Raw genomic sequence first — 13,358 nt, 5'->3', positions numbered from 1 at the left:
TCAGCGGGTCAATTTCTAGCGCGCCGGCGCGGGCGCCGATTTCCCACGAGCGTGCGGGGGCGGCGGCACGGCCGGGATTTCACGCGTCAGCGCCACGGCGTTCGAGGGCTCACTCTTGTAGCCATCGTCGGTCATCGCCACCACGCGATAGAGGTAGCTGCGGCCGACCTGCGGCTCGGAGTCGAGATAGCGGAAGCTTTTGGTTTGGCGAAAGCGCTCGCGGTCGTTGAGTTCGATCGTGGTCAGCGGCTGGAACCCCGCGGAACCGTCGCCCGGTGCGCGCTCGACGATGAAGCTGCCGAGATCGAGCAGCACCGCGCCGTCGACGTGCTTCGCCGGACGACCCCACACCAACAGCACGCCATCGCGCTGATTCTCAGCGCGCAGATCCGTGATCGCTTGCGGCGCGACCAATTCGGGCGGTTTGGGAAACGTTCGGCGGCCACACGCGATCACTCCGAGCGCGGCAACGACCACCGCCGCGCACACTCGAGCAGCCCGCGGCATCAGTGGCACCGGCATCTTGCCGGTGTCCTCAGCGTCTTGCACCACTACCGTTCTCGCAGCGCCCGGCGCACGTTGCGCGATGACGTTCCACCCGGCGCGCGCCGCCGATTCACCGCCGCCTCCAACGTCAGCCAGCGCCGCACATCGCGATCGAAGTGCGGCGAGAAGCGGCGCAGCTCAGCCAGGGTGAGCTGATCCAGCGTCGCGCCGCGCTCGATACAATCGCGCACCACTGCGCCGACGATGCCGTGCGCTTGCCGAAACGGCACACCTTTGGTCGCCAGGTAGTCGGCCAACTCGGTCGCCAAGATAAAGCCGGCGTTGGCTGCGGCGCGCATGCGATCGGCATTCACGCGCAGCCGCGGCACCATCGCCGTCAGCACTTCGAGGCTGTCGTGAATCGTGTCGAAACTGTCGAACACGATCGTTTTGTCTTCCTGCAGGTCACGATTGTACGAAAGCGGCAACCCCTTCAGCACCGTCAGCAGCGCCATCAGGTTGCCGTACAGGCGGCCGGTCTTGCCGCGGATCAATTCGGCAACGTCGGGATTCTTCTTCTGCGGCATCATCGAGCTGCCGGTGGCAAAGCTGTCGGGCAACTCGATGAAACGAAATTCTTGCGCCGACCAGAGCACGATCTCTTCCGCGAACCGGCTCAAGTGCATGCCGAGCGTGGCGGCGGCGGCGAGGAACTCGACCGCGAAGTCGCGGTCGCTCACTGCGTCGAGACTATTGGCGCTGATCGCGCGGAAACCTAGCTCCTTGGCGACGAACGTCCGATCGATCGGAAACGTCGTGCCCGCGAGCGCACCCGAGCCCAGCGGCAGTACGTCGACGTGGACGCGGCAGGCGGCGAACCGTTCGCGATCGCGCCGCAGCATCTCGATGTAGGCTATCAGATGATGCGCAAACAGCACCGGTTGCGCCGGCTGCAAATGGGTGTAGCCGGGCATGATCACATCGCGGTGACGCCGCGCCAAGTCGCGCAGCGCCGCTTGCAGTGCGCCGAGCAACTGATCGAGGATCGCGATGGCTTCCTTCAGGTAGAGGCGGAAATCGGTGGCCACCTGATCGTTGCGGCTGCGAGCGGTGTGCAGCTTGCCGCCAACCGCGCCGATCTTTTCGATCAAGCGCCGCTCGATGGCCATGTGGATGTCTTCGTCGGTGGGGGCGAAACGGAAGCGACCGCGTCGCAGTTCTTCAAATATCTGTTCGAGCGCCGCAACGATCCGGCGCGCCTCGGCCACCGGAATGATGCGCTGGCGCCCGAGCATGCGACAATGCGCAATGCTGCCGGCGATGTCTTGCGGAAACAGCCGCTGATCGACCGCCAATGAGGTCGTAAACGCATCGACGAGCCGATCGGTCGGCTCGCTCATGCGCCCGAGCCATGCCTTGTGTCCGGCCTTAGCGTGCTGCCCCCGTGCACGCTTGGATCGAATTACCGGTGTCCGCGCCATTGGCGCGGCACCTTAGCGGAAAGCTCCGGTGAAAGAAATTGAGGGCCGCAACGCTGGCAGCGCTCACCGTCCTTGATTGGGCGATCCGACGCGTTCGCTAGCCACGTGAAATCTCGCCTTGGATCGTCTCGAACTGCTCCAACGCGGCGCGCAGATCTTCGGCGATGTCGGCGGCGATGACATCGGGATTGGGTAGGTTGTCGGAGCTTTCGAGGCTTTCGTCCTTCAGCCAGAAGATGTCGAGGCTGACCTTGTCGCGTTGCAACAGCTCGTCGTAGGCGAACGCGCGCCAGTGGCCGGTGGGATTCTCCTTAGACCATGTCGGCGTACGGTCGTGGCGATTCTCCGGCCGATAGCACGCCACGAACTCGTCGAGGTCGGCGCGCTTGAGCGGGTTGGTCTTCAACGTGAAGTGTTGATTGGTGCGCAGATCGTAGATCCAAAGTTTCTTCGTCCACGCGTCGGGGCTCGCGGGCTTGCGGTCGAAGAACAGCACGTTCGCCTTCACGCCTTGCGCGTAGAAGATGCCCGTCGGCAATCGCAGCAGCGTGTGTACGTCGCACTCTTGCAGCAACTTGCGCCGCACGGTTTCGCCGGCGCCGCCTTCGAACAGGACATTGTCGGGCACGACGACCGCGGCGCGGCCGTTGATCTTGAGTAGCGTCTTCACGTGCTGAACGAAGTTGAGCTGCTTGTTCGTCGTCGAGGTCCAGAAGTCGTCGCGCACGACGGTGAGCGCCTGGCGCTCCTCGTCACCTTCCTCGTTGACGACCAGCACGCTCGACTTCTTGCCGAACGGCGGGTTGGTGAGCACGACTTCGAAGCGATTGCCTGGATCGGCGCGCAGACTGTCGTCAGTGCGGACGGGCGGTAGCGTTTCGTCCCCACTCGGACCGACACCGTGCAGGAACAAATTCATCGCGCACAAGCGGGTGACGTTGTCGACGATCTCGACACCGTGCAGCGCTTCGAGTTTCAGGTGGCGCTTCTGATCCTTGTCGAGATTCGGCGAGTGCTTGGCGATGTAGTCGTGCGCGGCGAGCAGGAAGCCGCCGGTGCCACAGGCGGGATCGCAGACCGTCTCGCCCGGCTTCGGCCGCACCACTTCGACGATCGCGGCGATCAGCGGACGCGGCGTGAAGTACTGTCCGGCGCCGCCCTTGATGTCTTGCGCGTTCTTCTCCAGCAATCCTTCGTAGGCGTCGCCCTTCACGTCGGCTTCGAGCGAAGTCCACTGCTCGCGATCGATCAGATCCGCGATGAGCTTTCGGAGCTTAGCTGGATCTTGGATTTTGTTCTGCGCCTTACGAAAGATGATGCCGAGCATGCCCTTGCTCTTGCCGAGCGATTCGAGCACGTGGCGGTAGTGCGCCTCGAGCGCGTCACCATCTTTCGCGAGCAGGCTCGGCCAGTCGAAGCTGGCCGGAATCGGCGATGGCTGATTCCACGGCTCCAGCGTCCGCTCGTGCATCATCTTGAGGAACAGCAAACACGTGAGCTGCTCGACGTAGTCGCCGTACGACAGCCCATCGTCGCGCAGGACGTTGCAGTAGCTCCACAGTTTCTGGACGATCTGTTGGGAGTGGTTGCTCACTTCACTTCGCTCCGCGGCTCAGCGCAACACCGGCTGCGGTTCACCGGGCAGCATGATCCGGTGGTGCTCCTTCACGGAGCGATCGTTCGATCCAACGTTGGTTAGCACGATCCGTCCTTCCCGATCCATGTCCCAAAGACGCTTCTTCAAATCCGATTCCGTGATGTGGCAGGCTTCCAAAACGGGAGGCCACAGTTTTCGATACGAGACCGAACCCTGCGACCGAACGAACTCGGGCACAAACAACTCTACCTCCTGAAGGCCTTCTAGGCGCAGAGCCTTGTAGCTTTGATCAGTGTCGGGAGCTTGGGGCGCGAACAACAGCGGCTGGTGTGTGCGTTCGAACTGCTTCCGCTCCTTTGCCCCGACACGGACGACGGATGCCTCCTGTCCAACTACTCGCCGCTCCACGTCGCGGAAAAGCCGAATGACTTCTTCGTGGTGGCCACCGACGACGAGTCGGAACTTGGTGCGCTCTTGAAACGGGTGCGGAACAACCAAGTCGGCGGCAAACCGAAGACTGCACGCTCCCTTGAGTCGCTTACGATAGAGGCTCATGAGCTGCTCCTCATCGAGACCAGGCGGAATGTCTGCGTCCACCAGTCCGAAGAACTCGCGCATCTGCGCCCTGATGAAGTCCTGCGGCGCGTTCCGGAATCGGTTAACGTCGTTGAACATCACGTTGACAAGCACATCGCGGCGAGGCTGGTGTGCCAGCGGAGCTATGAACTCCATTGCAGCACCCTTCCAGCCGGTCGGGTCGACAAAGAGAAACGCCGCATCTGATCCAATGCAACGCTTTATTTCGCTCAGTTGGCTGCCGAATGAACCATGCAACGGGTGCGCCGCAACACCGCCAGCACGCTCATGCACAAAGCGCTGAAGCTCTACAAACGCATCGTCGTTCTCTTCAACGAAGATTGCCCCTAACTCAATCTTGGCTCCGGCCTTCGCCCACGTTCTCGCCGCCGATTGAAGGGCCTCCAGGCCGATGTGGATCGAGGTGTCGCGAAGATCGTCGCTCTGCGCGTGCCAGGGTCCCGCGAAGCAGTCAACGTACCAGAGGCGTGCCGTGCCCCGACGTGCAACGGAGCCGAGCTTGTGGGCCCAAGCCTCCAGATAGAGCTGCAGGACTCGATGCTTCAGCCAGGTGTGTTCCCGGCCGCGGTACTCAGGTGGCATCTGCATAGCTGGCCGACTCGTCTCGGTCACGACTCGAAGCCTAGTGTGGCAGGTAACTCATTCCATGTGCGACCGTGCAACTCTCTCCCATTTCGCGACTTCTGCACTCCGCCCCATTGCTTGAAGAAGAACGGCACCCCTGCCCCCCGGCATTGGTCTCGGATTGACAGAACCCAATTCTCTTTCATCGGACGGGCTCGTGGTCCGCTCTCACCGCCGACGATCACCCAGTTGATGCCTCCAAGATCTATTGGACCCAAGTCTTCCAAGAGTGGCTCGATCGACAGGAACCGAACCGATGCCGGCGTCTTACGCAACGCGTCGATGCGGGGCAGCCCGTGGCGCCGGTTCTCGACGCTGACGCCGAGCCACACATGCTGCAACGGGGCGAGCCAGGCGAGCGATCCGCGCAGGAGTTTGCGCATGCGGTCGTGACGCTTGGTCAGGACTTGGTACGTGTGCCAGTTCGCCGCTTGCATAATCCGGCCAACCTCAGCGATGTACTCTTCGGGCACACCGTCCTGGAACAGATCGCTCATCGAGTTCACGAAGATTCGCCGTGGAGTGCGCCAGCGCAGCGGGGCGTCGAGCTTCTCGGGGACGAGGCGGAGATCAAATCCCTGCTCGAACGGATGCCCGGGCACACCACGAAAGCGCTCGGCAAACGTCTCCGCGTAGCAGTGCTTGCATCCGGGGCTGACCTTCACGCAGCCGCGAACGGGGTTCCACGTTGCGTCCGTCCATTCGATCGCGCTTCGGTCACTCATTGCGGGTCCATTCGGTAACGAAGATACAGCGAAGATCTGTCGGTGCGCAAGCGGGACGCATCACGACTCGGTCGCCGTGGCTCCCGTTGTTGATTGGGCGCGCCGTCGTCGAGGAGATCTACTGGTCTGATGGCGCGGCGCAGTGGGCGTTGCGACCCGCTCCGCCCGAATCCGCTCCAGTAGCACGCTGGCGGGCTCGTCGTTGGGGTCTTGCGGGACGAGCTTGCCTTCGAAGGCGCGCTTGAGGATCGATTGGCGCAGCCGCTCGGCGCGCTTCAGGTTGGCGTCGACGACGGCATCGAGTTCGTCGATCGCGGAGAGCCGGCGCTCGACCTCGGCGACGATGCGGTTTTGTTCCGCGAGGGGCGGAAGTGCGATTGCGACATCCGACAAGACCTCGAGGTTGATGTTCTTTTGTGCGGTGGCGGGCGCGAAGTGAGTCAACCGTTCGCGGATGGTCCTGAAAAAGCGCTCGATGTATCGGACGACGACGTGGTCGCCGGTGAACACGAAGCCTACAACGCTATCGGGAAAGCACGCCTCGTACGTGAGGATTCCGGTATCAGCGATATTTGCCGCGATGGTGACGCAGAGCGTGCCCGCAGGCCATAGCCGACTCTGGGCCAGTCCGAACTCGCTGTATGTTTGGCTGTGGCTTCGGATGAAACCTCCCGAGTGCTTCACCTCGCCGGTCTGAATGAACGGATACGGCCCGCCGAGCAATCGCGGATCGTCCCTCGGGCGATGTTTGGACTTGCCGCGATTCAATTCGCCGAGTTGCGGGAGAGTTGCCCATCGCCAACCTACCGGTAGATTCGGAAGCGCGGAGGTATCCGGGAGCTGCGGTTCGTCGTACCTCGTCTTCCACTTCTCGTCCTTCGCCGTCTTGCGCTTCGCCTGCATCTTGGCGAGTTGGTCGGCTTCCCAGCGAGCGCGGCGTTCTTTGAGGATGCGGGCGAGCAATTGGTCGGCGGGCTCGTAGTCGCGGCCTTCGGTGCGGGCGAGTTCGGCTTCGGTCGGCACCAGGCGTCCCTCGCACGCGGTCTTGAGCACGGCGGCGCGGTAGCGCTTCAGATTCGCCCGCGTCCGCTCCAACGCCGCCACCGCCGCGTCGAGCCGCGTGAAGTGCTTCTCGATCTCGGCGACGATGCGGTGCTGCTCGGGGAAAGGAGCGAGAGGAATTGTAAGCTCCGAGAACTTGGACTTGTTGACGATAGAGATCGTGGTCGCTGACGCCACGCCCTCGAGAGCGGACTGGAGCAGCTGACACGCATAGAAGCCAAAGCGCGGATCCAAGACCGCGGTGGGCACGATGGCATTGATCTGTTGATTGAATGCAGTCTCTTGAGTCGTTAGCCCCGTTCTCCCGAGGTTTCCAATGCACGACACAAGTATCGTGTGGGGCGGAACAATCCTGGCGTGAGTGGCCCCGACTGGCGTGAGCGAGTCTGAAGTGCCCATGATCGGTCTGTCTTTCAGTGAAGGTGGTTTGATGAATGGGATTGAGCCGCCATAGTACTCTGCGCGCGAAGTCGCTGGCGTGCCGCCCGTGATGATTTCACCTACCTCACAGAGGCGAGCGCATATCCACGTGGCAGGAAGATGGTTGTGCGTCACGCCGCCAACGCCTCGTTCAACTCATCGAGCAACGCGCGCAGCTCCGCGCCGAACACCCGCACCGCTTTCCCGGCGCCGCCGCGCTGGGCGAACGGCGTGAAATCGAAGTCGTCCATCTCTATCCGCAAGCTGCCGGCCATGTGGTCGCGGATCAACTCCAGCCACTGGCGCTGCTCGTCGGTGAAGCGGCGGCCGTGCGTCTCTTGCTGCGCCAGCCAGCTCTCGAATCGCTCTTCGACTTGATCGGCGTACGGCACCAGCGCGCTGTCGTGATGCAACGCAAAGCGCACCAGCGACACGATGTCGCTCAGCAACTGCCCGCCCGAACCGCGGACTTTCGTGCGATCGAGCGTCTCGTACGCCTTCCACAACCGCTCTGACGTCCACTGCCGCGGCGGCGCTTGGATCACTTCAGCCAGCGCCTTGATGTCGGCGAAGCGCAGGCGCTTGGCGTAGGGCTGACTGTAGAGCACTTGCAGCGCGGTGATCTCGTCCTTGTGCTCGCGGATGAATTGCTCGAACGACTCGACCAGCCCCTTCGCCTTCTCCTTCGCTGCGGCGGAGAACGCCGCTTCGATCACCGTGTCCTTGCTGAGCGCATCGATGGTCTGATCGAATTGCTGCTTGAGCGCGATCAATCGCTGCCGCAGCGCGGGATTCGTTGCGATTGGCACGACGGCTTCGCGCATGAGTTGCTCCGCAGCGTGAGTGACTTGCTCCGTGGTCGGCTCGGCGGAAGCCTCACCCTCCCGCGTCAGAGCGGCGCGGGCGGCCTCAATCTGCTGATCCGGATCGATGGCCTGCACGAGGCGACCGGTGAGATCCTTCAACGTCAGTCCGCCGGCGGCTTCCGCCAATGCTTTGCGCTCGGGCGGACCGAGACGGAGATCGAGCCGCGCTAGGCGTCCCGCGAGTGAAGACAGAATGTCGGCGTCAGTACTGCCGAAGGCCACCGCTTGCAGGAGTTTCTCCAGCGGCACGGTGGGATTGCGTTCCAGCGGGCGCGAATCCGTGAGTTCCTGTTCGCATACGCCGACGCAGTCGACGATCATGAAGCCGGTCTTTGCCTGCGCGTCGGGCGTCACTGCGATTAGATCGGTCGGATTGATCACGCGCACGCCGCGACCCTTCATCTGCTCGAAGAAGTTGCGACTGCGCACCGCGCGCATGAACATCACCGCTTCGAGGGGCCGGATATCCGTGCCGGTCGCAATCATGTCGACGGTGACGACGATGCGCGGGTTGTAGCTGTTGCGGAACGACTGCAGGAGATCCTCCGGCTTCACGCCGCTCGACTTGTAGGTAACCTCCTCGACCTCGCGGCCGTCTGGGCCGACCTTTTTGGTCACGATGCGCGCGGTGCCGGTCTTGTAGGTGATCTTCTGCGCGAACTCGTTGCCCTTGCCAAACTCCTCGCGCACGATCTGTACGATATCGTCGGCGTGGCTGTCGTCCTTGGCGTAGATCAACGTCTTCGGCACTTCGGTGCGACCGGGAAAGATCTCGGTCAACAGCTTCGCTTTGAAGGTGCGGATCACGGTGCGGATCTGATCGATGGAGACGACGCGGCGGTCGAGCGCATCGGCGTCGTACTGAAGATCCTCGTCGAGTTTCTCCCAACGGACACGCCGGCTCTCGCGATCGCGCTTGTCGACGAACAGCCCGGCCTCGACCGTCGAGCCCTGCTCGGTGATCTGGGTGCGGATGCGATAGACGTCAAAGCCGACGTTGACGCCGTCGGCCACCGCTTGCTCGTGCGTGTACTCCATCACCAGGTTCTGGTTGAAGAACCCGAGCGTCTGCTTCGACGGCGTCGCGGTCATGCCGATGAGATAGGCGTCGAAGTATTCGAGCACTTGCCGCCACAGGTTGTAGATCGAACGGTGGCACTCGTCGGTGAAGACGAAGTCGAAGCTCTCGACCGGGATCGCGGGGTTGTAGCCGACGGGCGCCGGCTCGTGGATCAGCCCAGCGCCTTGATCGAACTGCGACGCCTCCTCCAACTCGGGATCGAGATCCTTGCCTTGCAGCATCGAGTAGAGCCGCTGGATGGTGGTGATGACCACCCGCGCCACCGGATCGAGCTTGTTCGAAGTGAGGAGCTGCACGTTGTACAGCTCGGTGAACTTCCGGCCGTCGTCGGGCGTGGTGTACGACTGGAACTCCCTGAGCGCTTGACGTCCGAGGTTGCCGCGATCGACGAGGAACAGCACCCGTCGCGCGTCGGCGAACTTTATCAACCGATAGATCGAGCTGATCGCGGTGAACGTCTTGCCGCTGCCCGTGGCCATTTGAATGACCGCGCGCGGCCGATCGTCAGCGAGCGAGCGTTCGAGATTGTTCACCGCGCGAATCTGCGCCGGCCACAGGCCGGTCGTGATCAACGGCGGCAGCCGCTGCAGCCGTGTACGCAGCGTCGGTGGTTTACGGGCGGTGCCAGCTTCCGCTGCGAGGTCGGTTGCAGGCGCGTCGGCTGCAGCCATCGCAAGCCACGCGGCGTGAGTTTCCGGTTTGTGGAAGCTGAAGACTCGTCGGCTACGCGGATCAGGATCGAACTCGTTGGTGAAGCGGGTCTCGATGCCGGTGCTCTGATAGAGAAACGGCAACGGCCGGAAGTGCGCCGGCACAGTTGCCGGTACGCCCTCGCTGTACTTCGTCGCTTGCAGTTCGACGCCGGTGAGGGTCTCGCCTTCCTTCTTCGCTTCGATCACACCGGCCGCTTTACCATCGACGTAGAGAAGATAGTCCGCGAAGCCATGACCGCGCACGAGGGGGAACTCGCGCACTGCAACCCCACGACCCGCAGCCAAGTTCACCTTGGCCGCGTCTTGCACGCACCAGCCTGCATCACTCAGTAGTGCATCGATGCGTTCACGCGCCTCTTGTTCCGGCTTCGCCATCGGCAGTGGCGGCGAGCCTAACGGCGCATCGCTGACGATGTCAAATTGCATCGCCATCACGGCGGCGTACATCGGCAGCTCGATTGAACCGTCGTAGCGCTGCGCACACCCCGCGGGAGCGACCATCGATCCGACGCACCGCTCCATCGACAAGATAGCCGAAGGTCAACGCGTGATCGCCGCGCAGCGTGTCCGGTTCCCACCTCGGCTGCTGCGCGGCGAATGCCGCGCTTACTGACGCCGCACGACCTCCACTTCGACAACGGCACCGGCGTCGGTCAGATGGGACAACCATTTCTCGGTACAGCGATCGAAGGTCGGACGGTCAGCCGGATCGATCTCCACGCGCAAATGGACGAGGCCATCCTCGCGCACGGTTTGGCGCACGTGATCGCGCAACGTTTGCAGATTGTAGCCACTCACTTCGCCGAAGAAGTGAAAGGCGTCATCGCGACCTGAACGAATGACTGCATGCAACATAGTCCGCTCCTGTAGTCTTGCGTGATTGGAAATGCGGCCCGGCGCCCACGGACACCTCGGGGGGGAAGCATCCGCGGGTAGAGGCTGCCGGGCCGCAACTGAGATCCGGCTAGAGGATGTGGGACTACAGCGGTGGATCGGACTGGTCTCGAGCCGGGGGCAATTTGAGTCGATGGAGCGTCAGCGCCAGGCGCTGCGGACCCCACGCGGGGATGCGGTCAGAAGAGGTCCGCCCTTCGTGAACGAACCGCAAGTTCCTCACCGGCTGGGCTTGAACTTGCGAGAGCGGTTGTGCGTCGTCGTCGCGCGACTCCGAGGGCTCGGCCGACAATGCACGGTGGTGGACCGCTACGCCGTGATGCCCGGGCCGCGCGAATCGCGTCGACGGGCGTACCGCCACAACCGACACCACCGCCATCACGACCGCGATCGCTGCCAATCTCGGCGAGCCGTTTTGCGCCATGCTCAATCGACGAGAGCGATGCGAAGATATTCAAGAACTGAGACCATTCGTTGGCTCTTGACGTTGCCGCCTGTCTGGCCGCCGTGCGGAGTTGGGAAGGGGAGGAGCCCCTGCGGGCTCCTCCCAGAGAGAGAGGTGAGGAGAAGGGGACTCCTCCTCAGCTCTCGGCACGCGCACGCAAGATATCAGCCGAGGTGTTGCGCCACGGTGACGGCGCGATGAAGATCGTGCGGTCCAGCGCATCCGCGCTGGGCGCGCGACGCATCACGTGTTCGTTTCAGGAATCGTTGTCCAAGAGATCCGCCGCGAGCGCTTGCACATCGTCATCGGGGTCCGCCAACGCATCGCGGATCATCGGCTCCGCGTCGGGGTCTTCGATCTCGCCGAGAATGCGCAGCGCCGCGATCCTCACGTCGGGATCGGGGTCGGTCATCACGCCGGCCAATTGCGCCGCCCGTATCATGTCCTCTTCATCCGACCAGGCGATCTCTTCGAGTGCCGTCCGCCGCACCTCGGCGTCCGCATCGGCGAACGCCCGCACCAAGAGCGGCAGCACGGACCGCGTCGTCACGGTGTGCAGCCGGCTGAGCGCGGCGGCCCGCTCGATCGGATCGGGATCGCTCGACGCGATCTGATCAAGTGCTTGCAGTTCCGGGTCAGCCTCGACCGCATCAGGCGCGGGCGGCAGCAGCCTGAGCTCGTGAGTTGCCGGGGCCGGCCGCTCATGCGCGTCAGCCGCGCCATGCGCCATGGCGGCATTGTGATTCGCGGGCAAGTCGAGCGGTCGGGGATGATCGGCCGTGAGTAGCTGCTTGGACGGCGAGGTCCCAGCGACGTGCAGGTCCGCAAGCGGCGGCGTGGGGCTCGTCGACTGCCCGCGCAAGAGCCAGACACCTCCGGTAATGCTGACTATCGTCATTGCGATTGTGACTGTGCGGCCGTTCATAGTCTTCACTGGCCCCTTCCGGCGTCACGGCAATGTGATGGAGCACGTACAATCCACCACCGCGCCGAATTGATTGGCGCAGCCCTCGACCATGCAGGAAACATCCGCCGTCGTTGGAGCGGCAGCGCCGCTACAGCCGTCGAAATCGACCGTCAACAGCCGACCCGAAGGAATCGCGCTGCTGCGCGACACCACTACGCGCAGCGCGTAGTCGCGATCATACGCCGCCACGATGGCCTCGGTGGGCGTGTTCTTCACGCGCTCGCGCACGGAGCTATCGGCGCCCTGCCCGGGGAGACTGAGCACTGCACCGCGGTAGCCAACCACGATCGTAAACCCCGCGACGTGCTGCTCCTCCGGTGCGGACGCGTTCACCGTCACTGTGTGCCGCGCCGTGGTGGCCGCGCACGGCTGGACCGCGCAGTCGGCGGGACAATTCGCGCAGGTCTCGCCGTTGTCGAGCAACCCGTTGCCGCACATGGCGGACGCGATGCCCGCAGTAACAACGAGCAGTGTGGCGATACCGCACCCAATCCATCCGCGCCTGTCCATCATTGTCCTCCCACCGTGACGACACACGTACACCCGTCGACTCGTCCGAAGCGGTTGGCGCAGCCTTCGACCGTACAGCCAAAGTCTACCGCGGCTGGTGGCGGCGCGGTGTCGCACGCGTCGAAGTCGATCGTGAAGATGCGGCCGAGCGGGATTGGATTCGCGCGTGACAGCACGACGCGCAGTGCATAGTCGAGATCGTTGACCGCGGTGATCGCGTTCGAGGGTTTGTTCTTCACTCGCGCGGCTACGCTGGCCATCGATCCGCTTCCCGGAAGGTTGGCGACGCTACTGCGGTAGCCGACCAACACCGTCAGCCCGGCAATACTGTCATCGGGCGAATCGTAGCTCACTGAAACCGTCACGCCTGGAGCCACTGCTGAGCATGCGGATACCGAGCAGTCGCCCGGACAAGCATCACACGTCTCGCCACTCTCGAGCACGCCGTTGCCGCAACGAGTCAACGGAGTCGGGGTTGCGGTTGGTGTCGGAGTGCCGGTCGCGAGCACTGTGGGAGTTGGTGTGAACGCAGGCCCGCACTGCGAGGTGTCGAATCGACACGTCGCTGAGCAGATCAGCTTGCCCGCGGCATAGCCGAGGGTCGAGCAGTCGCGGCCGCGCAAAGCGTCGCCGTCACATTCCTCGCTGTTGAGATCGACGAACCCATCACCACAGACGGCGAGCACACAAGTGCTCAGGCAATCATCGCTGTCGAGCGTGTTGCCGTCGTCGCACTTTTCGCCCTGGTCGAGATGGCCGTTGCCGCAGAGAACAAACGGACTCTCACCACTGCTGCCACCCCCGCCGCAAGCCCCCAGCGCCATCAGCAGCACGACCATCGCCGGCAACACGATCGAGCGGAACACGTTCATGCTAGCTAGCTCCATGTT

The 13,358-nt window shown here is 63.3% G+C and carries 11 protein-coding genes; 1 reads left to right on the top strand and 10 read right to left on the bottom strand.

Annotation, left to right across the window (positions count from 1 at the left end):
- Nucleotides 1-15: 15 nt before the first annotated feature.
- The 7 genes from HYR72_11925 to HYR72_11895 all read right to left on the bottom strand — a co-directional run bounded on the left by HYR72_11925 (nt 16) and on the right by HYR72_11895 (nt 10,027).
- On the bottom strand, nt 16-549 hold the full coding sequence (locus HYR72_11925) for a hypothetical protein (protein MBI1815681.1): 534 nt from the start codon (nt 547-549) through the stop codon (nt 16-18).
- A gap of 2 nt (nt 550-551) precedes the next feature.
- Nucleotides 552-1,967, bottom strand: a complete 1,416-nt coding sequence (argH, locus tag HYR72_11920) for an argininosuccinate lyase (protein ID MBI1815680.1) — start codon at nt 1,965-1,967, stop codon at nt 552-554.
- A 97-nt stretch (nt 1,968-2,064) separates the two neighbouring features.
- Entirely contained in the window at nt 2,065-3,561 is a 1,497-nt protein-coding gene (locus HYR72_11915; protein ID MBI1815679.1) for an SAM-dependent DNA methyltransferase, read from the bottom strand.
- Between the two features lie 18 nt (nt 3,562-3,579).
- Nucleotides 3,580-4,749 carry a three-Cys-motif partner protein TcmP gene (gene tcmP / locus HYR72_11910; protein ID MBI1815678.1) on the bottom strand — a complete coding sequence of 390 codons (1,170 nt, stop codon included), beginning with the start codon at nt 4,747-4,749 and terminating at the stop codon, nt 3,580-3,582.
- Between the two features lie 20 nt (nt 4,750-4,769).
- The gene (locus tag HYR72_11905) at nt 4,770-5,510 is read right to left on the bottom strand and encodes a phage Gp37/Gp68 family protein (GenBank protein MBI1815677.1); all 741 of its coding nucleotides are present in this window, start codon (nt 5,508-5,510) and stop codon (nt 4,770-4,772) included.
- Nucleotides 5,511-5,570: 60 nt separating this feature from the next.
- The gene (locus HYR72_11900) at nt 5,571-7,127 is read right to left on the bottom strand and encodes a restriction endonuclease subunit S (GenBank protein MBI1815676.1); all 1,557 of its coding nucleotides are present in this window, start codon (nt 7,125-7,127) and stop codon (nt 5,571-5,573) included.
- Nucleotides 7,124-10,027, bottom strand: coding sequence for a DEAD/DEAH box helicase family protein (locus HYR72_11895; protein ID MBI1815675.1), 2,904 nt, complete (start codon nt 10,025-10,027; stop codon nt 7,124-7,126). The genes HYR72_11900 and HYR72_11895 overlap by 4 nt, the downstream gene beginning before the upstream one ends.
- 222 nt (nt 10,028-10,249) lie before the next feature.
- On the opposite strand from HYR72_11895, the gene HYR72_11890 reads away from it, so the two are divergent.
- Nucleotides 10,250-10,486 (top strand): hypothetical protein, encoded by a 237-nt coding sequence (locus HYR72_11890; GenBank protein MBI1815674.1) that lies wholly within the window; start codon nt 10,250-10,252, stop codon nt 10,484-10,486.
- A gap of 761 nt (nt 10,487-11,247) precedes the next feature.
- On the opposite strand, the gene HYR72_11885 is transcribed toward HYR72_11890, so the two are convergent.
- The 3 genes from HYR72_11885 to HYR72_11875 are packed head-to-tail and all read right to left on the bottom strand — an operon-like array spanning nt 11,248 to nt 13,355.
- Entirely contained in the window at nt 11,248-11,889 is a 642-nt protein-coding gene (locus HYR72_11885; GenBank protein ID MBI1815673.1) for a HEAT repeat domain-containing protein, read from the bottom strand.
- A gap of 51 nt (nt 11,890-11,940) precedes the next feature.
- A complete protein-coding gene (locus tag HYR72_11880; protein ID MBI1815672.1) occupies nt 11,941-12,471 on the bottom strand; it encodes a hypothetical protein in 531 nt (176 codons plus the stop codon).
- Complete coding sequence (locus tag HYR72_11875; GenBank protein ID MBI1815671.1) at nt 12,468-13,355, bottom strand: hypothetical protein; 888 nt, start codon at nt 13,353-13,355, stop codon at nt 12,468-12,470. The genes HYR72_11880 and HYR72_11875 overlap by 4 nt, the downstream gene beginning before the upstream one ends.
- Nucleotides 13,356-13,358 lie beyond the last annotated feature (3 nt).

This window comes from Deltaproteobacteria bacterium, from assembly GCA_016178705.1.
In the GTDB taxonomy this organism is placed as follows: Bacteria; Desulfobacterota; Binatia; order HRBIN30; family JACQVA1; genus JACOST01.
The sequence above is the reverse complement of the archived record's forward strand: the minus strand, read 5'-3'. Positions and strand labels throughout refer to the sequence as shown.